Annotated in this window: 20 protein-coding genes and 1 pseudogene; 13 read left to right on the top strand and 8 right to left on the bottom strand. The window is 58.1% G+C overall.

The window, feature by feature from the left end:
- Positions 1-563: 563 nt before the first annotated feature.
- On the top strand, positions 564-890 hold the full coding sequence (locus BLU15_RS30595) for an HNH endonuclease signature motif containing protein (protein WP_090300621.1): 327 nt from the start codon (positions 564-566) through the stop codon (positions 888-890).
- Here the strand turns inward: BLU15_RS30595 and BLU15_RS30590 are convergent.
- Positions 876-1,085 carry a hypothetical protein gene (locus BLU15_RS30590; protein ID WP_090300605.1) on the bottom strand — a complete coding sequence of 70 codons (210 nt, stop codon included), beginning with the start codon at positions 1,083-1,085 and terminating at the stop codon, positions 876-878. The genes BLU15_RS30595 and BLU15_RS30590 overlap by 15 nt on opposite strands.
- Here BLU15_RS30590 and BLU15_RS30585 point away from each other — a divergent pair.
- Positions 1,084-1,560, top strand: a complete 477-nt coding sequence (locus BLU15_RS30585; RefSeq protein ID WP_090300603.1) for a hypothetical protein — start codon at positions 1,084-1,086, stop codon at positions 1,558-1,560. The two genes, BLU15_RS30590 and BLU15_RS30585, sit on opposite strands and share 2 nt — an antisense overlap.
- Positions 1,561-1,619: 59 nt before the next feature.
- Here BLU15_RS30585 and BLU15_RS30580 read toward each other — a convergent pair whose 3' ends face one another.
- Genes BLU15_RS30580 through BLU15_RS30565 form a run of 3 tightly spaced genes read right to left on the bottom strand, consistent with a single transcriptional unit; the run spans position 1,620 to position 7,400 of the window.
- Positions 1,620-4,214, bottom strand: coding sequence for an SNF2-related protein (locus BLU15_RS30580; protein ID WP_143034291.1), 2,595 nt, complete (start codon positions 4,212-4,214; stop codon positions 1,620-1,622).
- Positions 4,214-6,157, bottom strand: a complete 1,944-nt coding sequence (locus tag BLU15_RS30570) for a phospholipase D-like domain-containing protein (RefSeq protein WP_090300597.1) — start codon at positions 6,155-6,157, stop codon at positions 4,214-4,216. Before BLU15_RS30570 ends, BLU15_RS30580 begins: the two co-directional genes overlap by 1 nt.
- The gene (locus BLU15_RS30565; RefSeq protein WP_090300595.1) at positions 6,144-7,400 is read right to left on the bottom strand and encodes a hypothetical protein; all 1,257 of its coding nucleotides are present in this window, start codon (positions 7,398-7,400) and stop codon (positions 6,144-6,146) included. The genes BLU15_RS30570 and BLU15_RS30565 overlap by 14 nt, the downstream gene beginning before the upstream one ends.
- A gap of 372 nt (positions 7,401-7,772) precedes the next feature.
- Between BLU15_RS30565 and BLU15_RS30560 the strand changes: the two genes are divergently transcribed.
- Entirely contained in the window at positions 7,773-10,466 is a 2,694-nt protein-coding gene (locus BLU15_RS30560) for a UvrD-helicase domain-containing protein (RefSeq protein WP_244546858.1), read from the top strand.
- A 6-nt stretch (positions 10,467-10,472) separates the two neighbouring features.
- Here the strand turns inward: BLU15_RS30560 and BLU15_RS30555 are convergent, their stop codons facing one another.
- On the bottom strand, positions 10,473-10,979 hold the full coding sequence (locus BLU15_RS30555) for a hypothetical protein (protein WP_371590178.1): 507 nt from the start codon (positions 10,977-10,979) through the stop codon (positions 10,473-10,475).
- Between the two features lie 97 nt (positions 10,980-11,076).
- On the opposite strand from BLU15_RS30555, the gene BLU15_RS30550 reads away from it, so the two are divergent.
- The 3 genes from BLU15_RS30550 to BLU15_RS30540 all read left to right on the top strand — a co-directional run bounded on the left by BLU15_RS30550 (position 11,077) and on the right by BLU15_RS30540 (position 13,517).
- The gene (locus BLU15_RS30550) at positions 11,077-11,481 is read left to right on the top strand and encodes a transposase (RefSeq protein WP_244546857.1); all 405 of its coding nucleotides are present in this window, start codon (positions 11,077-11,079) and stop codon (positions 11,479-11,481) included.
- Positions 11,478-11,822, top strand: a complete 345-nt coding sequence (gene tnpB, locus BLU15_RS30545; protein ID WP_003537853.1) for an IS66 family insertion sequence element accessory protein TnpB — start codon at positions 11,478-11,480, stop codon at positions 11,820-11,822. Before BLU15_RS30550 ends, tnpB begins: the two co-directional genes overlap by 4 nt.
- A gap of 75 nt (positions 11,823-11,897) precedes the next feature.
- Positions 11,898-13,517: an IS66 family transposase gene (locus BLU15_RS30540; RefSeq protein ID WP_090300592.1), complete on the top strand. Its 1,620-nt coding sequence runs from the start codon at positions 11,898-11,900 to the stop codon at positions 13,515-13,517.
- Here the strand turns inward: BLU15_RS30540 and BLU15_RS30535 are convergent.
- A pseudogene (locus BLU15_RS30535) lies at positions 13,517-13,882 on the bottom strand (hypothetical protein); the annotation flags it as partial. The gene BLU15_RS30540 and the pseudogene BLU15_RS30535 sit on opposite strands and share 1 nt — an antisense overlap.
- Positions 13,883-14,250: 368 nt before the next feature.
- Here BLU15_RS30535 and BLU15_RS30530 point away from each other — a divergent pair.
- Positions 14,251-15,018 carry an NYN domain-containing protein gene (locus BLU15_RS30530; protein ID WP_090300589.1) on the top strand — a complete coding sequence of 256 codons (768 nt, stop codon included), beginning with the start codon at positions 14,251-14,253 and terminating at the stop codon, positions 15,016-15,018.
- Between the two features lie 20 nt (positions 15,019-15,038).
- Here BLU15_RS30530 and BLU15_RS30525 read toward each other — a convergent pair whose 3' ends face one another.
- Positions 15,039-15,887 (bottom strand): GIY-YIG nuclease family protein, encoded by an 849-nt coding sequence (locus BLU15_RS30525; protein WP_090300620.1) that lies wholly within the window; start codon positions 15,885-15,887, stop codon positions 15,039-15,041.
- A gap of 436 nt (positions 15,888-16,323) precedes the next feature.
- Positions 16,324-17,352: a LacI family DNA-binding transcriptional regulator gene (locus tag BLU15_RS30520; RefSeq protein ID WP_244546856.1), complete on the bottom strand. Its 1,029-nt coding sequence runs from the start codon at positions 17,350-17,352 to the stop codon at positions 16,324-16,326.
- 299 nt (positions 17,353-17,651) lie between these two features.
- On the opposite strand from BLU15_RS30520, the gene BLU15_RS30515 reads away from it, so the two are divergent.
- From BLU15_RS30515 to BLU15_RS30490, 6 genes are all read left to right on the top strand, one after another.
- Positions 17,652-18,674 (top strand): sterol desaturase family protein, encoded by a 1,023-nt coding sequence (locus BLU15_RS30515; protein ID WP_090300585.1) that lies wholly within the window; start codon positions 17,652-17,654, stop codon positions 18,672-18,674.
- 101 nt (positions 18,675-18,775) lie between these two features.
- Positions 18,776-19,750 carry a substrate-binding domain-containing protein gene (locus tag BLU15_RS30510; protein ID WP_090300583.1) on the top strand — a complete coding sequence of 325 codons (975 nt, stop codon included), beginning with the start codon at positions 18,776-18,778 and terminating at the stop codon, positions 19,748-19,750.
- Positions 19,751-19,867: 117 nt separating this feature from the next.
- Positions 19,868-20,890, top strand: coding sequence for an ABC transporter permease (locus BLU15_RS30505; RefSeq protein WP_090300581.1), 1,023 nt, complete (start codon positions 19,868-19,870; stop codon positions 20,888-20,890).
- An 8-nt stretch (positions 20,891-20,898) separates the two neighbouring features.
- Entirely contained in the window at positions 20,899-21,726 is an 828-nt protein-coding gene (locus BLU15_RS30500) for an ATP-binding cassette domain-containing protein (protein ID WP_090300579.1), read from the top strand.
- Positions 21,727-21,781: 55 nt separating this feature from the next.
- A complete protein-coding gene (locus tag BLU15_RS30495; protein ID WP_244546854.1) occupies positions 21,782-22,093 on the top strand; it encodes a MocE family 2Fe-2S type ferredoxin in 312 nt (103 codons plus the stop codon).
- 4 nt (positions 22,094-22,097) lie between these two features.
- The gene (locus tag BLU15_RS30490) at positions 22,098-22,877 is read left to right on the top strand and encodes a TIM barrel protein (RefSeq protein WP_090300576.1); all 780 of its coding nucleotides are present in this window, start codon (positions 22,098-22,100) and stop codon (positions 22,875-22,877) included.
- The last annotated feature ends 1 nt before the right edge of the window (position 22,878 follow it).

The following is a 22,878-nucleotide window of genomic DNA, read 5'->3' as shown; positions in this document are numbered from 1 at the left end:
CATCTTAAAATTGCTGCTAGTCATATTACCAACATTACTCCTACCCACTTAGCTAAGTGGGGGAGCATGTCCGGGCCTTTCGGGGGCTAATTCATAAAGGTGCCGTGTCGCCAGTCTCTACCGGTGACTTAGTTTGGATTTGGACACACGAGGACTTCGAGTACGGGTCGGGGCTAGGCCTGACAGCAAGCGCGGAGGTCGAGAACATTAGGGAAGGCACTGGCAATCTTTTTCTCAAGCTCCGAAGGGTGCGCATTTTGGCCCCCCACGTTAGGCTAGACAATCTTCCCAAGGGTAAAGGCGGCAGAGCAATCGAGGCTATTCGCGGGTACCGCCACCACCAAGCGGTTGAACTCAACGACGCTACCTTGGAGGAATTTCTGACGATCGTTGAAGCTCGGCGTACCGGCATTGCGAGACGAGACGCGGAACTTAGGGCCCTTTACGATGACCCGGTCTCAGCTGAATTGAACAACCAAAGAGAAACAATCCAAGCGAACTACCAGCGCCAATTCACTCTCCGCGAAGCTCGGCCAGGGCAGCCCGCATTTAGGGAGGGGCTAATGCGCTACTACAAAGGTCGCTGCGTAGTCAGTAACTTTGCCGTGGCAGAGGTGCTTGAAGCAGCGCACATCGTTCCGTTCTCCGAGGACACACAGCTGCGCGACGACCCGCGTAACGGGCTATTACTCAGGAGGGACCTGCATAGTCTCTTCGATGCGCTGATGCTCTCGATACACTACAAAACCGCGCAAATCCATCTAGCTCCAGTCCTAGACGATTCTCCTTATACAAAACTCAGGGGAAAAGTCATTCGCCATTCCGCTGACCGGCAACTTCTTAAGACCCACTTTCAAGTGTTCGCGAAGAAATGGTCAATGGAACTGTGAGCCCACCATCGATCTTACAGAAATCTGGATAAAGCCGCTGACGCTCCAGCAACCAACGAAGGTATGCGCCACCGCCATTTCCAACTCCGGTCTGGCCGCGATCATGATCGAGGTGCCAAGCAACCTGAACAGAAGCGACGCAACCCGCGCGGTTTTCGTTGCCTCTCGCTCGGCTGATGAGAAAGGAAGAACCATGACCCATATCGCCATTGAACTCGCGATGAAAATGATTGAGAGTTGCAGAGATCCCAAAAGGCTTCAGCAAATCGCTGCAAATGCTCGCCAGAAGGGTGAGTTGGCCGTGGCACGCGCAGCCGATCTACGCCTTTATGAAATTCTTCCCTCGGAAAAGTTAGGTACGTTCGAGCACGACGTATGGCGAAGCATCCATGCCCTGGAAGGCACGCTTACGAATGAGCGCGGAAAGACCACGCGGTTGGGCCGAACACGTCAGAAGATTGCCCGGGCGGGCGAACTGGAGACGGTTAAGGATCTGATTGTTGGCTCGAAAAAGCCCTCCGAGGGTTTCGCGATGCTAATGGAACGCCAGATGGCCGATTTGACTTTCGAGGCGGTAGCACTCAGACACGCTGATAGGTTCGAGAAGACGGTGTTGGATGCTGCAGCGGCAAGGTTGCGTTCTGTAGGGGTTGAAGTCGAGCGGTCCTAAAGGCAACCGGAAAGGATAGGGAAGTTGACCTCGAACACCGATCCCAAGCGTCGCAAGCGCTAGCGCAATGGCGGGTCGATTAGGTGCATTGGATGGTTTGGTGCGGTCGGGCTGAAATTTGGTGCAACCTTCTCAAGCCACTCGACCTGATCCTTCGTAAGCGCATCGTCTCTGTGGCGGGGATCGATAATCACGCCGTGTAGCTGTGCTCGCAATTCGCTCCATCGAGCACGCAGCACACTCCAATTATGATCGTCGTAGGTACCGGCGAAGACGACGGGCCGGATCTCAATTCGCGGCAATTCGCTTCCATCTTCGATTGACTTGTCGAGGTCCTTCGACCATCGACTGCCAAGACGATCGACACGGCCGATCTGCTGTTCGACGACGCCCGGATTCCACTCCGGATGAAGCAGCACGACGACCCGGCAGGCGTGATGCAGGTTCAAACCCTCCCTGCCGACCATGGACTGGGCGACCAGAACGTTTGGAAAGCTCCTTTCTCTATTGAAAGCGAGTTGAAGCGCGCGGCGACCTGGCATGGCTGTGCCACCGTACATTAGGCGACAAAAAGTGCCTCGTTGGAAATCGTACTCCTCGACGAGGCTCTGCTCCAAGGACGGCCAGAGCGCGTCCGGGTTGTTGCCTTCGTTGGCGCGGTCCCGAAGTGCGTTCATTAGGTCTTTGAAAGCGGCGGCGCAAACCTCGGGTCCGGCGGTTTCGCTGTCATCGATGAGTTCATCGATCGCCCTAGCCAGCAAAGGCCGGACGTTTGAATTCGTGGACCGCATGGCTGCGTTGATAAGCGATAGCTCGAATTGGTTCTCACTGCCCAACCCCTCTATGATCCAGCTGTACATGTTCTCTCGAAGCTTTTCGCGACGGCTTTCGATTTGACGATATTGCACCGCGAGAAGTTCGTCGATCTTGTCGATATTCAAACTCGAATTGAGTTGGCGGTGCGCGGCCCAGACCACTTTCAGTTCCTCCGCGTGGACTTTGGCCTGTGGCCAGGCTTCCCCTATTTCCAGCGCCCGCAGCATAGCCCGTGCGTTCAATAATGCCGTGATTGCCCGTAGGGGCGTAGTAAATCGGCCAAACACCAAAACCTTCTGCTTCTTCATGGTGTAGGCTTCGATTTCTTCGACTGCCGCGAGGATCGCGGGATGCCCATACAGCGAAGAATCCCCGTCAGCGAATGCCGAGGCGATCAGTTTCTGCCACCAATCGATGCGCTGTGCTCGTTTGCTACCGGAGACGACGGGCGTCGTGTCTCGCACGGGTTTGCTTGCGCCAGCACCCTCTTCGGCCTGTTGTTCATCGAAATCCTCCTGATGCTTATCCTCCTTTGCTTCCCGGGCAGCTTGATCGAGCATCGCAGAAACCCCGTGGCCGTTCCCAAGTGTGAGCCGCAAACGTTTGGCGACGGCGTCATCGCCGGTTGCGGTGAACGATAAGGCTTCTGCTGCGCAGATTGCTCGCTTCCACTCGGGTGAGAGACAATCAGGCGTTACGATGATTTCCTGCTCTCGGCGGTAGGCATCGAACGGCTCTTTTGACTGCGAAACAAATTTTAATACAGCCTCTTCTTCGCGCTTGTCTCGCCGCAACAAGTATCGCGACAGCTTGCTCTGAAATTGCCCCGCGGCCTCGGCGAATTCTTCTCTTGCATTGGCGTCGCTCCGCCAGACCAAGCGAACCTTCGCGATCGCTTCGCCGAAACGTTTCACGACCTCTTTTATTTCGTCGACATTGTCGGCGTTTATGCGCTTCAGGATTTGCTCCCACTGACTGACGCCGAGCTCGACAGGTGTTGCCGTAATCGCAAGTCTTCTCGCGGTCGGTGACGCGACGATCATGTTTTCCAGCAGGCGCTCGAGTCCGCTTGTGTCACCGCGGCTTTTGTGAGCCTCGTCGATCACAACAAGGTCAAACACTCCAAGGCCTAACCCTACAACCTGCTCAAGATAATGGCGTAGGGTAGTATGCCGTCCGTAACTTTCGGATCGCATGATGTCAGACTCGTTTACCGCAGCGGCAACGCGACCCATCCTCTTGGCGGCGGCATTGCTGGTCTGCGACAGCAGGCCGTCGAAAATACTTAGTGCAGCCCGCTTGACCTGCGTATCCCAGTGTTTGTCATCATGTATGTACGAATTTCGCGGAAACCGGCCCGTCTGCTTCTTCTGCCAATGCGCGTAAAGCATTGGTAGAAGCTGCCAACGCCACGTTCTCCCCTGACCAAATCTCCAATTGCCGAAACGATGGGAAACCACGACGACCGATTGATTAAACCACGGTTGGCTAGCTTGGGTCTCCGGCCACGCGTCGAGATAGCCATTCATGCTTCTAATGGCCGCGAGCGTGTCGAAAACGCCGCCGGCACGCAATTCTTCTTGCCACTGGAAATCGAGGCCCGGCGGTATTGCGAGCGCTACGCGACCGCCAGCGGCCACGACCGCATGCGTTACCGCAACGGCAACACGGGTCTTACCCATTCCGACTTCGTCTGCAAGGATGATTCCGTTGATCGCAAGGCGATCCGCTATAGCGTGTAATGACGCGCGCTGGCCATCGTTGAACAAATCGGATGCTTGATTGGCACGTTCTCGCAGAATCGTGGCGACATGGTCCCATCCTTTGAACCTGGTCATCACATTGCCTCCAGCCTTCGCATTTCGGAAACGCCCCACTTAACCTCGACACGATCGAGAACGCGCTCGTAAGCCAAACCCTCATTTGAGCTATTGTCTTCAGCAAAGACGGGACGGAATTCCGGGTATCTCAACGGAGAAATTGGATTCATGGCCAATGTCTTGAACTCTCGCAGCACCGCGCACTCCGTCATCTGGAACATTGTCTGTTCGAGACGAGTGATCCACGCGCTCCAGTTCACTCGATCGACGTCAGTTTGTTTCCGAGCGATCCTTTCTACCAACGCCATCATATCCCTGATCGGATAGCTGGCGATCGAACGCTTGTCCCCGGCGTTGATCGTGCCATCTGGGCTGGTTTCGGCTGTACCTTCGTCACCGACCTCTTCCTCTTCCGGAGGCATCGGAAAGTTTGCGAGCTGAAGCCACGCGTCTGCGTGACTAAGGTTCGGTAGTTTGCCAGAGGCAAAGCGCCCATGCTCGTCGCGAACGGGAACAAACGCCCTGCGGCTCTGGCCGTCCTCCCATTGCACTTCGACCTGACGTGGCTGGTCAGACGGCCAGCGGAACCGATCCAATTGACGCTTGCAGGCCTCTTCGCCGCACAGCACCGTAAATTCGACATTTCGGTCGCGGTCAGGGATCATTAGCCACCCGGCAGCCCCACTGTCATCCGCCTCCCAGTCGAGCCAGGCCACAGGTGGTGCAACGAAGTCGTCCTCCCGTTCCGGCATTTCCCCGCCTGGCGAAAGATTGTCGAGGTCTTTGACTTCGCTTTCCCACTGGACTGGCAGGAGGTTGCTCACGACCTTTCGGGGATCGTCCGTGTCATTCTCGTACCAGCACAGACCTCGGGGGGCGAAGACGACACCTGCCTCAAGATTACCTCCACTGGACGACATAGCAGAGGTAAAGCCGGGCCCAGTGAGATTACCTGAGCCGAGATATACCCACGGGGTGGAGCATTTGTTCGAGGAGTTGCGGTAGCTGGCACTGAAGATGAACTTGGCGTGCAGTGCGCGTGGGACGTTTTGGGGGAAGAATTTCGGTCTCCCCGCGGGCCGGATTTCCCACCCCTTCTTTCTAATGCTTCCAGCGCCAGAGGCCACCGCTTGGCACGCATTCTCGTTGACAAATACCGCAATCTCCGGACTAGCCGTTAGGAGGCCAGCACGCCGGAGATCGATCGATACTCCCTCGAGCACAGCCGGAACCCCTTGGCCCGCGGGAGCCTCGAAGAAACCGGCTCCCATGCTGAGGTGATTTCTAGAAGCAGGGCCTGCGTGAATTTTCACCAGCTCAGGAAGCTGCTTTAAAAACGATTGGGTGCGGTTGTCGAAAAAGCGCGGCGGGGGAAGAAGCGTCGATGGCGGAACTTTGTCCAACCATTCATCTAATTGCGCAACCGTCGCGCCAAGCACTCTCAGGTCGTAGGCTTCGCGGACGTAATTGACGAAATCGAACGCCGCTCGCAGATCAGCGCATAGCTGTGCTTTGTCGCCGCGAGTGACATCCTGTTCGGTGATATCGATCGCCCAACATACATCGAGGCTCTCCTCCAGAGTTTGGCGCGTCCAGTTGCCCGTCGAAACAATCAGGCGGACCATCCAGTTGCTGCGCTGCTTCTCATGGCGGAATCCTAGCACCGCGACTTTGGCATGCAGCAACCTAAACGGTTTCAGGCTAGCCCGAAGCGGCAGGTGCGCAACACCTGGCACGTCGACGGGCGCTAATTGAGGGCTGCCGGGATCAAGCATCAGCGCCAGCCGGTGGACGCCTTCCCAGGCTCGTTGGGCACTGGTTTTCCGACTGAACCGTTCAGCTGCGTCTTTCAAAAACGCCGCGTCGGCCGAATAGCCGACAATCCAGCCGAATTCGCCTACGTAGTCAGATGGAGCATCGAAATGCTGGGATAGGGAAAGCGGCGCGTCATTCTTCTTCATTGGACTTCTCCCCAATCCGCCTGTCCAACTCCGACCTCAAATCGAGAGACATCCAGAAAAGATTATCTACCCGGCGGGAAAGGCCCGGCGGCCATTGGGGTTCTGCTTGCGGTCGCTCGTTGCCATCGATGCGGTCCGATACCCTCGCCGAGTAGTCAAAAGCTGCGCCAGGCACGATTAAGCCGTCGCGGTATCGTAGAATTCGGCCGTCCCGCTTGGTGAGCGTTGTTATCGCGTTGTCGACGTCCGTACACTCAAAACAGAAGTTCTTGGCGTCCTGAAATGACGAAGCCTCAAGACCTTCTTCCAGGAGCGCGTTCGCAAGGTCTCGGAGTCTGTCAAGAAGTTCCGCCACCCTGGGAATGAGCGATGCTGCAGTCGGCTTGATGCCCTTGCCTCCCGCCGAGGCAATTTCCCGTTCTACGGCGTCGAGGAGATCAAGGGACGCGTCGCGTGCCAGAAAGAACTTCGCTCCGATCCGTAGGTCGCGCCAATGATCCTCCAATATTTCTGTGGGCCGTGCTGACCAATCCGTTTGTGCCTTCTCATTTCCAACCCAACGGAGCGCAGCTTTGCGCCGATCGCTGCCAGGACCATGGGCCTCAATCTGTTCGCGTAGGATGCTTATTGCAAGCGCGGGCATAGGGGTCAGGGGACTGATGGCTTCTGTGAGCGCGCTGGTTACGACCTTACCTTCATCGCCGCGTACCCAGCGGAGAAAATGAGTGACCACGCTTCGTCCGTTCGGTCGAAAGCGGCCCAGCGCATATTCGAGAAAATCACTCCCGGTTCGGCTCAGACGCATCGCATTGAAGCGCTCGCTTTCGCCGTCGACAAACCCCAGGGCGAGCAGGGGCTCAACCGTCGACATCCGCATCGGCTGCGAAACATAAAAACTCCGCTTTCGCGCTTGTGCAAAGAGCGGTTCTGAAACCTCCCGAAGTTTCTGGCCACCCCGCAGCCGTGGGTCGGAACGCCAGTTGGCCGCTTTGTAGGCTGAGAGGCACGCGACCGCTTCGATCGCATTGGCCACTTCAATGTTACTTACGCTCTTGCCTTCGGCTCGAGCGGCCTGTGCGACTGAGATGCCGAGCAGTGGTAGAAGTAGTTGTTTGCCGAACCAGATGCCACCCATGCCGGGGACGGCAATTTCATTGAAATTCCGAACGACGGCGCCAAGGCCGAGCGTGCGAACACGCCGTTCTTGAGGGAGTACCTCCGGGCCCAAGAATCCCCAATGCATTGAAAATCTTTCCGACTATTTCGAATCATGAGTCGATATTTCTACCACAAGGTGAAAATACCGCGAGCGGGGATCGCATGAATCCGTGGTTGATACCGGTTTGCGCCAACGCAGGTGGCACGCTCTCCTGGGCAAGCTCAATAGTTATCGCAACTGCGAACTACACGATTGTGGACGCATGCCGGAGCAGTTGCGTAGTCCGAAATCGATGCGGTTTGGAACATCTCAATATGTTGATGCTACACGATTCCGAGAATTGCTATTCTGGGCGTATCGAACGTGGCGTTAGGTAACCTATTTTCCGGCCGGGCGCGTACATATCGCCCCAGTTTCCTGGCGAGAATGTTCTCTTCTCGGAGCTGGAAGCTGACCTTGGATTCGGGACGGCCTGGAAGCGTCCGGCTGCAGCGGGACGGCAATGAAGAACTCAGTTGCCTCGATATCGTGTTCCTCTCCACCAGCAAGGCTTTGCTCTGGCATTCCGTTGAAATTAGATCACGGAGCAGAACAGATATCCTGTCGGGGCTAAGTGGTGAATCGGCCGCGCAGCTCGTCGCGGACGTTCATGCCTCCATCAACACGTACCTATTCGCGCTCATTGACGCAGAGAGGGAGCGTTTGTGCGATGTCGACGTCAAGCTTCGAGAGATCATAGAAGACAACCGACAATATCTCGCGCAGGCCGATCTCGGTCGAGCCGTTGCGAGCGTGCCCGGCAATGCCGCCGCCGCCCTCTCGCACCCGCTTCTCGATCCACAGTTGATGCCAGTCGGACTTAAGAGCTCTCTCCCGGCTTCGTTGGCCATGTTGACCGACCCGGGCGTTCGCCACGCCTATAATGAAACGTTCGTCGCCGCCGAGCTGCTCAGATTCCAGAACTTCTTCGATAATCTCGATGGACGCTCTTTATCCGACCAGCAGCGCGAGGCCTGCATCCGTCTTGAAGACAACAATTTGCTCGTTGCTTCGGCCGGGTCCGGCAAATCGGCGACCATGGTCGGTAAGGTCGCCTATGTGTTGGAAAAGAAGCTCTACCGTCCAGACGAGATTTTGCTGCTAGCCTTCAACAAAAGCGCTGCCGATGAATTGAAGCTCAGGATCGCACGGCAGCTTCAGGTCGGGGAAGGCGCGCTGGAGTGCCGCGTCACGACGTTTCATGCGCTCGGACGCGGTATCATTGAAGAGGTCGAGGGACGCCCGCCGCAGCTTGCCAATTGGGTAGACCATCCTGGCGGCGAGACAAGGGAAATAGAAGAGATTATCCGGAGCCTCGTCGAGACAGACCCGGAGTTTGGCCGATTGTGGTGCGACCTGCTGGTGGTCCATCCCAAAGCAGACATCCCGGCCGAAGTTTTCGACGGCGAGATGGATTTTCGTCGCTATACGTCGGATCGCCTCAGAAAGGGCGCGGGGACGATCGGATCGCATTCCGGAGTAATCGTCAAATCCCTGCAAGAGCAGAAGATCGCGAACTGGCTTTGGCTGCATTCAGTCGCGTTCGAATACGAACGGCAGATTGAGATCGAAAACGGTGACGGTACCCGCCTGCACCTGCACCCCGATTTCTACTATCCGCAGACCGAAACACTACACGAGCATTTCGCGCTCAATGCCGACGGGAGCTCGCCGTTCGCAGATTATGCCCAACACGCCGAGACGAAACGACAGGCCTATCGGCGAAAGGGGATCGATTTCTTCGAGACGACGTCGGCGCAGGCTAAAAGCGAAACGATGCTGAGCAGTCTTGAAGCGGAACTGGGAAGCCGCGCCATTCCCTTCGAGCGCAAGAGCTATCAGGAAATCACCAAAGCCCTCGAGCCGGTGGTGATCAAGCATTACCACAAGCTCATTTCGACCTGCATCAAACATATTCGCGCCAGTCATCTCACGCTAGAAATGCTGCTCGAGCGCGCCAAAACCCTTCACGACAAGGAGCGTGCAAAACTCTTTGCGCGTGTCGTATGGATGATCACGTCTGAATATTCCCGAAAACTCGACGAATCCCAGAGGATCGATTTCGACTCGATGATCGCCGATGCTGTAAGGCTGGTTCAGACGGGTCGGTATGTGAGCCCATATTCTCTGATCCTCGTCGACGAGTTTCAGGATATTTCCGAGCCGCGCGCCAACCTCATAAAGGCGCTCAAGCAGCAGAAGTCGTTCAGCAAGGTGTTTGCGGTTGGAGACGACTGGCAGTCGATCTACCGCTTTGCAGGCTCCGACATTACGATATTCACGCATTTCGAGGCGAATTTCGGTGCCAGTTGGATGGGGCGCCTTGAGCAGACCTATCGCTGCAACCAGCTCATTGCGGAGACGGCTGCGAAGTTCGTCCAACGCAATCCGGAACAGGTCACGAAATCAGTGCGATCGATACGTGCGGCTGTTCCTCGCTCGATAAGGGTGATCCCCATCGAAGGCAGAGGTGACAAGCCCGACTTCGGATTGGCTTGCCATCGTCTTCTCGAGCGGCTCGACATCTTTTTGCAGGAAAATGCCTCGAAATGGCGAAATGAACCCGGCACCAAGCTCAAGGTCTTGGTGCTATGGCGTTACAACCACGTCGATCCGTTCGGCGGAAGCATACCCACGTTCACAAACATTGAGGTTTCCGGTCAATCTTTTCATCGGGCGAAGGGGCTCGAAGCGGACTATACAATCCTGCTTGATGTCAGCGAGGGAAATTACGGCGTGCCAAGCCGGATCGAGGACGACGAACTGCTAAACTTGGTGGTTCCTCGTCCCGAAACGTTCGCATTCGCCGAAGAAAGACGGCTGTTCTACGTTGCGCTGACACGCGCCAGTCGGGGGGTATACCTCGTCACGGACAGTCGCCAGCCATCGCGATACATCCGAGAACTCTGCGAGATCGCGGGCGAGGAGATTCGCTTCGAGACGACTGAAGGGACCGCGCTGCGCCAATGTCCCACTTGCCTCGTTGGCCAGATCGTCGAGAAGCGAAATCGGGACGGTTCAGTATTTTGCGGCTGCAATCAATTTCCTGATTGCAACCGGACTGAACGTGTTCCAGCGCGACCGGCGCCGAGACTGCGAAGAAAGCGGTGAAAGGATTCAAAAGCCTGGCGCTTCTCGCAACTGAATCGCGCTTTTTCGGGAGTGTACCGACGCAGCCTGCGCAATCTTACGATCGACCCAAGCAGAAAGGCGATTCCAGAGTTCTTGATCTTGGCCGACTTGGCGGGCGATCCCAATGATCTGCCGGTAGGAGATGGGTGTGACCGCCGCTCGACCGGTGTGACCGGGAGCCACCAGGCCTCGCTTCACCTTTTGTGCCGTCGGAAAGCCCGGATGATCGGCAAAGGCTGCTAAGGCGACCGCTTCGAGGTTACGATGCTTGCCTATCGCTGCCGCCAGAACGGCGTTTCGCATCCACTGATAGGTGTCTCCCTTAAAAGGGCAGGGCGTATGATCGACACCTGGGTCGAGGTCGAAGACCTTTGGGATGTACTCCCAGTAGCGAATGCCCTTGCCTGTCAGAGCACACTGCGCGCGCACACCGTTCCGCGGGTTGATTTGGTTAGCGTAGCTTCCGTTGCATTGGCGCTCGCCCGTGGACAACGCCGTTGTCTGGCTGCATTGGCCTCCGGGTTCGGTGAATTGTAAGCGCGTAGGGACCCCCACGTATCATTTGGCGCGCTGATCGGGGATTTTGTGCATGAATCATGCGGAGAATCCTATGAGCGACAGTGTGAATCAGCCGCGAACATTCGAGGTTTTGACGGCGGCGCCGGTGCGGGCGCGACGCAAGCCGCGCGACTGGCCGGACGAGGAGAAGGAGCGTCTGATTGCAGAGACGTTGTTGCCTGGGGCCAATGTCTCGGCGATCGCGCGTGCTGAGAGATTGGATCCCTCGCAGCTTTACGGGTGGCGTCGCAAGGCGCTGTCATCGGGGATGGTTGCGCTGACGGAAGCCGCGAAGGAGGAAGTCAAGTTCGCGCGCGTTGAACCGGTGGCAAGTTCTACCGTGGAAATCGTCATCGGTGATGTCGTTGTGCGCGTCGCCGGCGATATCGAGTCGGATCACCTAGCGAAGATACTCCGGGCGGTCCGCAAGGCATGATCGCGTCCGGCGTCGTCGTTTACGTGTCGTGCCAGCCGGTCGACTTCCGCAAAGGTGCGGCATCCTTGATGGCTCTGGTCAGAGATGGCGGTCTCGACCCGTTCAACGGAGCGCTTTATGTGTTCCGGTCGAAACGGGCGGACCGCGTTCGCATCGTCTGGTGGGATGGCAGCGGCGTCTGCCTCTATTCGAAAACGCTCGAGGAGCAGAGCTTTTGCTGGCCGGGCATATCGGCCGCCAGGATACGCCTGGACCATTCGCAATTAATGGCGCTTCTGGCCGGTCTGGATTGGAAGAAGATCCGGCCAACCAAGGTCAGGCGGCCGTTGCTGACGGGCTGAACAGTGCTGCGGCAAGATGAATCATGCTGCTGTAATGATTGGGAAAGCGGCTGTTTTTGTGCTCTACATGACCCCATGGATTTGCCCCTTAGCGACCTGCCGGACGACGTTGATGCGCTGAAAGCGATGGTCCTCGCGCTGGCGCGCGAACAGGCTGAGAAGGAGGCCCGGCTGAAGGCGGCCGAGGCTGAGATCGCGCGGTTGGAGGCGGTTGAGAAGAGCGCCAACGAGCGGATTGCTAACCTGACCTTGATCATGAAGGTTTTGCAGCGCACGCAAAATGGCAAGCGCTCTGAGCGGCTCCGCCTCGGGGTCAACGACGAGCAGGTCTCCTTTGCTTTCGAAGAGGTCGAAACCGGCCTATCGGCAATCCGCAGCGAACTCGACCGCGCGGCCAAAGACAAGCCGAAGCGCGCGCCGCGTCCGCGCAAAGGTTTTGCCGCCCATCTCGAGCGCATCGAGGAGGTCATCGAGCCGGAAATCCCGGCCGGATGCGAGGGGCTGGCAAAGGTTCTGATCGGAGAGGACCGCTCGGAGCGGCTGGACGTCGTGCCGCCGAAGTTCAGGGTCATCGTGACGCGTCGCCCTAAGTACGCTTTCCGGGGCAGCGATGGCGTGGTCCAGGCCCTGGCGCCGGCACACATCATCGAAGGCGGCCTGCCGACCGAACGGCTGCTCGCCTATATCGCCGTTTCCAAATACGCCGATGGTCTTCCTCTTTATCGGCAGGAAGCGATCTATTTGCGTGATGGCGTCGAGATCAGCCGATCGCTGATGGCCCAATGGATGGGGCATCTGGGCTTCGAACTACAGATGCTGGCCGATTATATCCTGGAGAGGGTCAAGGAGGGCGAAAGGATCTTTGCCGACGAGACGACCCTGCCCACTCTTGCGCCCGGTTCGGGCAAAACCACCAAGGCCTGGCTTTGGGCTTACGCACGCGACGACCGCCCCTATGGCGGAACCAGTCCGCCGATGGTGGCCTATCGTTTTGAAGACAGCAGAGGCGCGGATTGCGTGACGCGTCATCTCGCCGGATTCACCGGCATCCTGCAAGTGGATGGCTACTCGGCCTATACCAGTCTCGCCAAGACGCGGGCGAAAACCGGCAGCAACGAAACGGTCCAGCTTGCAGGATGTTGGGCACATCTACGGCGCAAGTTTTATGACCTGCACATCAGCGCAGTCTCGCAGGCCGCCACAGACACTGTCCTGGCAATGACCGAGCTCTGGCGCATCGAGGATGAAGTTCGCGGTAAGGATGCCGACAGCCGCGCGGCCCGGCGCCAGGAGAAATCCTCGGCCACCGTCGCCAGCCTCTTCGAGCTCTGGGAAAAGGAACTGGGCAAGGTCTCGGGAAAATCCAAAACCGCCGAGGCGATCCGCTACGCGCTCACCCGGCGCGAGGCGCTGGAACGCTTTCTGACGGACGGTCGCATCGAGATCGACTCCAACATCGTCGAACGGGCGATCAGGCCCCAAACGATTACGAGAAAGAATAGCCTATTCGCCGGCAGCGAGGGCGGTGGACGAACTTGGGCGACGGTGGCCACCTTGTTGCAGACCTGCAAAATGAATGGCGTCGATCCGCTCGACTGGCTCTCGCAGACCTTGACCCGCATCGCTCAAGGCTGGCCCGCATCCGAAATCGAAGCCCTCATGCCCTGGAACTTCAGGTCAGACGCCGTCAGCTAACCGCTTACGGTGAATTTGCACTCGATGACGAACGCGGCCTTTGACCCGACCGCAAGTGCATCCACTTGCGTGGGTCTGGGTTCTCCCAGAAGCCGGTCTGCATCAGTCCACTCGAGTGTTACTGCCCACGGGCCACCCGGTGCCACTCCCGCACGCTCGGCGATGGCGTCGAAAACGCGGTCGCGATCAGTGCTCATCTTGAGTGTGCCGAACACATCAATTGCGATGGCCTGCGACGAATGCACCTTGTGGGCCTGAATTCGATTGGTTCGATCTCGATGCCAGGGGAACGCTGCCCAGTCCGCGATCGCACCGTGGCTAGCCGGAAACAAATTCTCACAAACTGCCTCGATATCGGAGGTCATTTCGGAGTTGCTTTCTCTCGTGCACGCATCCTGCATGCTTTTGCGAAAACCGAATTGTTTATCTCAATTACTGTCAGTTAATTCGGTTATGCTAATAAATGCAACTCCTGATATGAAGTAGACGCTAGCTCGGGCGACGGCATCGTTGCCGCGCCGGCTGACGACGCCAGGAGAAGATATGTAACAGGCAATACAGGCCACGCGCACCTGTGCACTCCTCAGTGTGCTGCTGGCACTAATGCGAAAGCGGGAATAGCAAGCTCTTGGATTCTCAAATCCTCGGTTGTCCTTCTCGACAACACGTCGAACGTAGGGTTGATTGAGGCCATCAGGAGCGAGCTTGCTGGTGATTTTGAGTTTTCGACATTTTGGCAACGGAAAACTCGGGAACATTGGCGCTGCTGATCGACGGCGATAATGCATCGCCAAAAATCATTGTCGGTCTAATGGCTGAAATCGCCAATTACGGAACGGCGAGCGTCAAGCGGATCTACGGTGACTGGACAGGGCCGAATTTGAAGGGCTGGAAGGAATGCCTTCTCGAGCATTCGATTCAGCCAATTCAGCAATTCGCATATACGACCGCAAAGAATGCGACCGATGGTGCGATGATCATTGACGCCATGGACCTGCTCTATACGGGACGTTTTTCTGGCTTCTGCATCGTCTCTAGCGACAGCGATTTCGCGCGGTTAGCGGCCCGCATCCGTGAACAGGCGGTCACCGTTTATGGGTTCGGTGAGCGCAAGACACCCCGGCCATTCATCACCGCTTGCGACAGGCTCGTCTATTTCGACGTCCTCAACGGAAACGGTGGAGAAGAGGCGGCTGCTGCCGCTCCTCAGAAGCCCGCCGAGGCTAAACACGCCACCGCGAAACCGGCCGCGAAGAAGGCAGCCTTGAATAGGGCGGCTCGGGACATGTTGGTTAAGGCTATTATGGCGACCGCCGACGAAGACGGCCGAGCTAATTTGGCCCAGGTGGGCGGACACTTGGCAAAGCAAGCTCCCGATTTCGTCGCACGCAACTACGGCTTTGCCAGGTTAAGCGACCTGGTAAAAGCCTCGGGCCTTGTCACAATCGAGCGAGCGCCGGACAATCCCAAAATCGTTATGGTTCGCCTCAAGAACGCTTAGGCTGAGGCGCCCGCAGTAACTTACGGGGCCAGGAGCAGAATGGTGTGGGCATTGATCGCGCGGCCCTGAACGGTGTCGCCCTGCTTGAAGTGTCTCTGAAACCACTGGGCGATCTGGGGGTTCTTTCCGACGATCCTAACGGCGCCGGTAGGGTTCGCCGTCCGGTTGATAGTCGAGATCACCGGTTCGCTTCCGTCACCGAAGAAGATTCGTATGGGGTCGCCGTCTTTTCCGAGATAGTGGCTGGCTTCTACACCGGGATTCAGGAGACCCTTCTCGTAGTAGGTCGGCCCTAGCGTGACGATGAAGGTCGCCAAGGCCGGGGTAGTTGCCATCGCTTTTTGCTGGATGCCAGCGGCGTGTAGGGCATCTAGCCGCTCGGTGTCTGCCTCTTCCGCCTCCTCGCGTTCCGCTTCCTCGGTAATCGGTTGCCCTCTCTCCCTGCCATTCCAGGGCGGGTTGAAGGCCTTGATCAGAGAATCCTCGAGGCCTGCAGCCAGATTAATCTCAAAATCTGCGTAGCGGAGATGCGAGATCGGCGTGAACACCAGAATCCGAATTTCCGCCCCTTCGGCGAGAGCGGCTTTGATGTTCCGGTGGCAGCGTAAATTCGTCTGCTGCGTCTTGCCGGGTCGGCAATATCCGACGAACCGTTTTCCGATAGAACGGGCCGTCTTCCCGACATAGAGAACGTCCCCGCCGCACACGAAAGCGTAGAGCGCATTCGGCTCATCGAGCACCACCTGCTTGGCATCGGAATCCCCGCCGTCCAGTTGGTAGGCGATGAAGTCGCCGTCGGCTCCCCATGTCGCGATGTCGACAAAGCCGATGTTCAGCAAGATTTCGCCGTTCAGTTTCTGATTTGACATGCGGCTGTCCCCTCCCGTCGTCGGAAGAAGCGATAACATGACCAAGAAGTCGGTGTCTCCAACTATGCCTGCGGACGGCAGGAGAACACCGGCGTTCTCATTGGTCTTTTCAGCAGTTCGGTTTCGACCACTAGATGTCGCGGCTCGAGATCACCGCGATTTTGGACTCACACCATTCGGGACTTCATGCCGGCGCCGGCTCAGAACAAATAGGATCTTAAGCGTGGACGTCGCCTCGGGGACGGACAGAATCGTGCTCCCACGAGCCTTGCACGGCTTGTTGCTGTGATGTTCACCTTTTGGGCCAAGAAGATCGCATAATGTATCAACTGGGCATTACGAGCTTAGTATCCGCTGAAACAGGCCGCCTTATGCGCGGAACCGGAACCATTCGAGTTGCCTAAGCAACCGTTCGCGACTCTGCGGGTGCGACCACTCACAGGTTCTCCCGTGTAAAGATTTCGAATGGGACGATCTTTGTATAGCTCGCGTTGTCTCCTCCCGAGGAGACTGCTGCCACCATGCCCTTAATGGCCTCAGCAGCGAGCCGCTCCAGCGGATGAGCAATGGACATTGTCATGGCGCCCTCGAGGAGGGCAGTCTTGACGTTGTCCATGAGTTCGTAGCCAACGACGACCAGAGTGCCAGCCCGTCCGGTCGCGCGCAGAGCTGCAAGTACCCCGCTGATGCCGCCGCCCGCTACATAGAGGCCAGCAAGGTCAGGATGGTGCTCCAGCAGGCGTTCGGTCATTTCCTGCGCGACTGCGGATGATTCGAAGGTCGACAAAGGTTCCAGCAACTGGAAGTCCTGGGCGAGTTCGCGAAAATACGAGCGGAAGCCCGTTTCGTTCATCTCCTGGTTTCGGTACCGCGGATTGCCCATCAGCAAGCCAATCTTGCCTGGTTTCTTGCAGATGTGGTCGAACGCCCAGGCCGCGGTTCGGCCGACCTTCCAGTTGTCGAGACCGATGTAGTGGATCTGACCAGTCGCCGCGAGCTGCGAGATCAGCGCGAACACCGGAATACCGCTTGCCTGGATTTGTTCGAGCGCCTGGGTGACGACCGGATGTACTGCGGTCGTAACGCAGATCGCATCGCATTCGCGGGCGAGCGCCAGGGCTCGTTCCGCCGTGTTCTGCGGTGCCAGATCTTCCAGATGTTCGATCTTCAGTTCGATGTCTACCGCCTCGGCTTGCACGGCCGCTTGCAACAAAGCGTGCGCGACGAGCTGGTAGAATGGGCGATGCGGCTGGAGAAGAATTATGCCGAAACGGTACTTCTGGCGCGCCGCTGCATTGCGCGCCTGGATTGCCCCCAATCCATAGAAGCCGATGGTTTCGGCGGCCGCTTGAACTTTTTCGCGCGTGATTGTTCTAACGTTTTCCGCTCCGGACAGGACTCGATTTGCAGTCGCGATCGACACCCCGGCCTTATTTGCAAGATCGCGAATGGTCGGTCTCTTCATCATCGCCTCATGATATGAAATGTATCATTGTTCTGAAGGCATGAGACGAATGATACGATCATCTCTGCGAAGAGAATTGCGCCTTGATTTAACACCCGTCAAGTCGGCATTGTCTGTGTCAGAAGACGGTGATGGAGCGGTTATAAGGCTCCCACGCCCGGGAGAAGAAACGCATCGATATTGCTGGATCTGGCGCTTTGGGCCCACCCCGAAGATGGCCGCGCCGTGCGCGCGTCAATGTCGATGATGACTTCTCCGATCGCAAACAACGGGATGCTCAGCGTCCGGGAGGCTAGACGATGGATGATCTCAACTACGGCACCCGCAACAAGCGCGGCGACTGGGCGCCTAACGGTCGTATTGAGGTCGCTCCGTTCTGGGTGTGGCCCCCGAAGTTGCCGGCTGTGCTGAAGTGGTTGCCGGAATACATCTGGCCCTGGAACGTCTTCCACATGGCAACGGCGCTCTTTTACTGGTTCTATGTCGTTCCGGATGTCGAGGTGATGAAGTCGCTGGACTGGCGATGGGCGCTGTGGCTCTACGCGGTGAACGCGGCCGCGATCTTCGTCTTCTACGGTTCAATCGAACTTTTCTTCTACGTGAAGCGCAAGCAGGGCAACCGCTTCAAATACAACGTGAAATTCCCCAGTGAGCAGCCGTCGGACGTCTTCTGGTTCAAGAGCCAGAACATCGACAATTTCCTGCGGTCGTTCTTTCTGTCGATCCCTCTGTGGACTTTTGTCGAGGTGCTGTTCCTGTGGGTCTTTGCCAATGGCTGGGTGCCGTGGCTGAGCTGGTCAGACAATCCATACTACCTCGCGTTCCTCGTCGCGGTGGCGCCCATGATCCACGAGGTGCATTTCTTCATTATCCACCGGCTCATCCACTGGGGACCGCTCTATCGCTGGATCCACTCGGTCCACCACAACTCGGTGAACCCGTCGCCCTGGTCCTCGCTTTCGATGCATCCAGTCGAGGGCTTCCTCTACCACGCCGTCGCTTTCTGGCATCTGGTGATCCCGTCGAATCCGATCGTGGCGATGTTCCAACTCCACATTGCCGGCTTCGGCGCCGTCAACGGGCACATTGGTTTCGACAAGCTCGAGGTCACGGAAGATACGCCGCTCGATACCCATGCCTATGCCCATTACCTGCATCACAAGTACTTCGAGGTGAACTACGGCGGAGACGGCCTCATCCCACTCGATAAGTGGTTCGGCACCTGGCACGACGGCACCAAGGATGGCGACGTGCAGATGCAAGCCCGCTTCGCAAAGAAGAAAGAGCGGATGAACGCCAAGGCGGCCCGCGCGAACTCGTGAGCCCGCAAAGTCGTGGGGTTCCGCGAGGAGGCGGTCCCCAGAACAGGATCAAGACTTCTAACTTTAACCCGCCATCCGGCGAAACGGGGGAGGAAAACCCGATGACAATGCTGACCACCATGACCAGGGCTCTTGCGGCCTCGGTTGCACTCTGTCTCACCGCAAGCGTTGCGCTTTCCGCCGACATCGCGGTCGTCGGCGGAAAGACCGACGATGCCTTCTGGAGCAAGATCAAGAAGGGGGTCGATGATGCCCGCTTCGTGGTCGAAACCAACGGCGGCAAGGTCACCTACCTGCAGCTCCAGACCTACGACAATCTCGGACCGGACGCGGCAGGGTTGGTGCGCACGGCGATCAGCCAGGGTGTCACGGGGCTCGTCGTTCCCAACTGGGTGCCGGAAGCAGAGGACGAGGCGATCAAGGCCGCCGCCGACAGTGGCATCAAGATCATTCTCATGAATGCCGGCTCGCTCGACAAGGCGAAGGAGCTCGGCGCCATCAACTACGTTGGTTCGGACGAATATCTTGCCGGCATTGCGGGCGGGGAATACTTCGGCAAGAACGGCCAGAAGAACGTGCTCTGCGTCAACACGCTTCCCGGCAGCGCCAACCAGGAAGCCCGCTGCAAGGGCGTGATCGACGGGATCACCAAGGCAGGCGGGACCGGCAAGCAGCTGCCGCTTCCGGCGACGAGTTTCGGAGACCCGACGGCGATCGCCGAAGCGGTGAAGGCGACCTTGACTCAGGACGCTACCATCGATGGCGTCATCACCATTGGTGCCGGCGATGCCGACGCGGCGGCGAGCGGTATCCAGCAGGCCGGCAAGGTCGAGAGCGTCAAGCTCGGCTCCTTCGACTTCAACGAGGCCGGTCTCGACCGCATCAAGAACAGCGCGCAGCTCTTTGCCGTCGACCAGCAGCCGTATCTTCAGTCGCTGCTTTCAGTCTCGTTGCTCGCGTCTCACATCGACTTCGGTACGGATCTTCCGGTCAAGCCGGTGCTGACCGGTCCGGGCATCGTCGATGCATCGAATATCGAGTCGACGCTCTCCGGCGTCTCCAAGGGCGCACGCTAACCCGAGCGCTCGCCGGCCGCTCCCTGCACCTCCTCCAGGGAGCGGCCCCGTTACAACACGGCAAAGCCGGGAAGGGGAACCATCATGAACTCGAAAACCGCAAGCCAATCACTCGCCATGGGGCAAACGTCGACACCTTCAAACGTCTCTGGCTTTTCCGTCGGCGGGCTCTTCAGGAGGCCGGAGGCCGGCGCCTTTCTCGGTCTGTTCGGCGTCTTCGTCTTCTTCCTCGTCTTCGGAAGTATCGATTTCCTGAAGCCGTCGGGTGCGGCAAGCTGGCTGAACGTCGCGGCCAATCTTGGCATCGTCGCCTTCCCGATCGGTCTTCTGATGATCGCTGGTGAGCTCGACATTTCCATCGGCTCCATGATTCCCGCCGGCTCCATGACGGTCGCCATCATCTCCGGCTACTACGGGCTGCCGATCTGGATCGGCATCGCGGCCTCGCTCGCGCTCGGCGTCTTTGTCGGTCTGGTGAACGGCATCCTCGTAGTCCGCACCAACGTGCCATCGCTGATCGTCACGCTCGGGACCCTGTTTGCGGTCGCGGGCCTCGTTCTCGGCCTGTCCGTTCTCCTTACCGGGACCACCAGCGTTGCCCTCAAGGCGCCCGGAATTGCAAAATTCCTCTTCGGCCAGTTCGTCGCCAACACCTTCCAGGTGATCATCTTCTGGTGGCTGGCGCTGACGGCACTCTATGTCTACGTCGTCCACTACTCGCCCTGGGGCAACTGGATCTTTGCCATGGGTGGCGACAAGATCAGTGCGCGCAATGCCGGCATCCCGACGGCGCGCCTGACGATCGCTCTCTTCGTGCTGTCGTCCACCAGCGCCGCCTTCGTCGGCATGTGCCAGGCGATCCTCTTCAATTCCGCTCAGGTCTCGGCCGGCATGTCCTTCATCTTCAATTCGATCATTTCCGTGGTCGTCGGCGGCGTGCTGCTTACCGGTGGCTTCGGTTCCATCATCGGCATCTTCTTCGGCACCATCACCTTCGCTGTCGTCAACCAGGGCATCTACTTCACCTCCTTCGACCGCAACTGGTCGAGTCTGATCATCGGGGTGATGCTGCTCTTGGCCGTACTGATGAACAACACCTTCCGTAGCATGGCGCTCTCCTATTCGCCGAAGAAGAAGTGAGGCCTGATATGTCCACGCCCATCCTGAAGCTTAACAACATCTGCAAATCCTTCGGCCCCATCGAAGTGCTCAACGATATTTCGCTGGATATCTGTCCCGGTGAAGTGCTGTGCCTACTCGGCGACAATGGCGCCGGCAAGTCCACCTTGATCAAGACGCTTTCGGGTGTCTATCGCCCGAGCTCCGGCAAGATGGAGATGGACGGCCAGCCCGTCGAGTTCAACGGCCCGCGTGACGCCAGCACCCGCGGCATCGCAACGGTCCACCAGTTCGGCGGTACGTTCCCGCTGATGAGCATCGGTCGCAGCTTCTTCGTCGGCGTTGAGCCGACCAAGGGCTGGGGTCCGTTCAAGATCTTCGACCGGAGGAAGGCAAACGAGATCGCGATCAATGCCATCCAGAACTTCGGCATCACCCGCATCGATGACGGCGACCGGCTGGTCGGCGGTCTCTCGGGCGGGGAACGGCAATCGCTGGCGATTGCCCGTGCCGTGCATTTCGGGGCGAAGGTCCTGATCCTCGATGAGCCGACCGCGGCCCTTGGTGTAAAGCAGGCAACCCACGTCCTCAGGATCGTCAACGAGGCGAAGCGCCGGGGTCTCGCCGTCGTGTTCATCACCCATCAGGTCATGCACGCCATGGCAGTCGGGGATCATTTCGCGGTTTTGATCCGTGGCGCGATCGCCGCCGATTTCCGCAAGGGCGAGAAGACGCGCGAGGAGATCACCGACCTGATGGCTGGGGGCGAGACGATGGCGGAACTCGAAGCCCAGATCGATGGCTACATGGCGAGCCATGACGGGCATGCGCCCCAGATTGCAAGTGCGGCAATCTAGCCGCCGCACATTGACTATCCGAACTGCCAAACAATCAATGCCAAAGGATGAAGACATGGGGACCTGGACCCGCGCCTGCGCAACCGACGATGTCGAGCTTGAGGATCTGCTCCGTTTCGATCACGCCGGCCGCTCGTTTCTGCTGATCCGCAGCCCGGAAGACGAGTTCTTCTGTATCGACGGGATCTGTACCCACGAACGCGTCCATCTCGCTGATGGCCTCGTCATGGACGGCATCATCGAGTGCCCGAAACACAACGCACATTTTGACTACAAGACCGGTGAAGCGACGCGTGCGCCCGCCTGCATGAACCTCAAGTCCTGGCCGGTAAAGGTCGAGGACGGCGACGTATTCATAGAGATTTGACGACATGACACAATTTGCATTGGCCGCTTGCGCGGAGATGATCTGGCGAAACCGCTCGATCGAATGGAGGGCCACTCGTCTCAAGGAGATGGGTTTTGGCGTCGGTCTATGGAACTGGCCGGAGCATGATCTCGCTAAGCTTGAAGCGACAGGTGCCTCCTTCACCATCATGAACGGCTACCTCACAGGGCGACTGACAGATGACGAAGGGGCTGATGAGCTCTTGCGCAGCGCGCGCGCAACAGCGCAGGTCGGAAAGCGACTTGGCGTTCAGCGTCTGAACCTACATGGAACCGGGCTCGGGGAGGGCGGGCTCCCCGTCCAGCCAATCGAGGTCGTAACCGGAGCGATGTGGTTGAAGGCGCGCGACACGCTTTGCCGTATCGTGGAGATGGCTGAGGAAGAAGGCGTTGTTTTCACGCTGGAGAACCTCAACCTTCCGGTCGATCACCCCGGCGTCCCCTTTGGCCGCGCCGAGGACACGCTCTCGCTCGTGTCGAGCGTCAATAATCCTCGCCTGCGCCTTAATCTCGACCTTTACCATGCACAGATCGGCGAGGGGAACTTGATCGAGCTTTGCCGCAAGTGCCTGCCCTGGATCGGGGAAATCCAGGTGGCCGATGTCCCCGGCCGCTGTGAACCCGGAACCGGTGAGGTCAATTGGAACGGTGTCGCGAAGGCTCTGAAAGCCATGGGCTATGCCGGGCCGGTCGGCATGGAAGCCTTCGCTTCTGGCGATCCGGAACTTGCGCTCGAATCCTTCCGCAACGCGTTCACGGTATAGT

The sequence above is a fragment of the Ensifer sp. YR511 genome (genome assembly GCF_900103045.1).
Taxonomy (GTDB): Bacteria; Pseudomonadota; Alphaproteobacteria; order Rhizobiales; family Rhizobiaceae; genus Ensifer; species Ensifer adhaerens.
The sequence above is the reverse complement of the archived record's forward strand: the minus strand, read 5'-3'. Positions and strand labels throughout refer to the sequence as shown.

Excerpts from the sequence above, each read along its gene's own strand:
- BLU15_RS30595 (WP_090300621.1), top strand. The coding sequence starts at position 564 with ATGCGCTACTACAAAGGTCGCTGCGTAGTCAGTAACTTTGCCGTGGCA.
- BLU15_RS30585 (WP_090300603.1), top strand. The coding sequence starts at position 1,084 with ATGACCCATATCGCCATTGAACTCGCGATGAAAATGATTGAGAGTTGC.
- BLU15_RS30590 (WP_090300605.1), bottom strand. The coding sequence starts at position 1,085 with ATGGTTCTTCCTTTCTCATCAGCCGAGCGAGAGGCAACGAAAACCGCG.
- BLU15_RS30580 (WP_143034291.1), bottom strand. The coding sequence starts at position 4,214 with ATGACCAGGTTCAAAGGATGGGACCATGTCGCCACGATTCTGCGAGAA.
- BLU15_RS30570 (WP_090300597.1), bottom strand. The coding sequence starts at position 6,157 with ATGAAGAAGAATGACGCGCCGCTTTCCCTATCCCAGCATTTCGATGCT.
- BLU15_RS30565 (WP_090300595.1), bottom strand. The coding sequence starts at position 7,400 with ATGCATTGGGGATTCTTGGGCCCGGAGGTACTCCCTCAAGAACGGCGT.
- BLU15_RS30550 (WP_244546857.1), top strand. The coding sequence starts at position 11,077 with ATGAATCATGCGGAGAATCCTATGAGCGACAGTGTGAATCAGCCGCGA.
- tnpB (WP_003537853.1), top strand. The coding sequence starts at position 11,478 with ATGATCGCGTCCGGCGTCGTCGTTTACGTGTCGTGCCAGCCGGTCGAC.
- BLU15_RS30540 (WP_090300592.1), top strand. The coding sequence starts at position 11,898 with ATGGATTTGCCCCTTAGCGACCTGCCGGACGACGTTGATGCGCTGAAA.
- BLU15_RS30525 (WP_090300620.1), bottom strand. The coding sequence starts at position 15,887 with ATGTCAAATCAGAAACTGAACGGCGAAATCTTGCTGAACATCGGCTTT.
- BLU15_RS30520 (WP_244546856.1), bottom strand. The coding sequence starts at position 17,352 with ATGAAGAGACCGACCATTCGCGATCTTGCAAATAAGGCCGGGGTGTCG.
- BLU15_RS30515 (WP_090300585.1), top strand. The coding sequence starts at position 17,652 with ATGGATGATCTCAACTACGGCACCCGCAACAAGCGCGGCGACTGGGCG.
- BLU15_RS30510 (WP_090300583.1), top strand. The coding sequence starts at position 18,776 with ATGACAATGCTGACCACCATGACCAGGGCTCTTGCGGCCTCGGTTGCA.
- BLU15_RS30505 (WP_090300581.1), top strand. The coding sequence starts at position 19,868 with ATGGGGCAAACGTCGACACCTTCAAACGTCTCTGGCTTTTCCGTCGGC.
- BLU15_RS30500 (WP_090300579.1), top strand. The coding sequence starts at position 20,899 with ATGTCCACGCCCATCCTGAAGCTTAACAACATCTGCAAATCCTTCGGC.
- BLU15_RS30495 (WP_244546854.1), top strand. The coding sequence starts at position 21,782 with ATGGGGACCTGGACCCGCGCCTGCGCAACCGACGATGTCGAGCTTGAG.
- BLU15_RS30490 (WP_090300576.1), top strand. The coding sequence starts at position 22,098 with ATGACACAATTTGCATTGGCCGCTTGCGCGGAGATGATCTGGCGAAAC.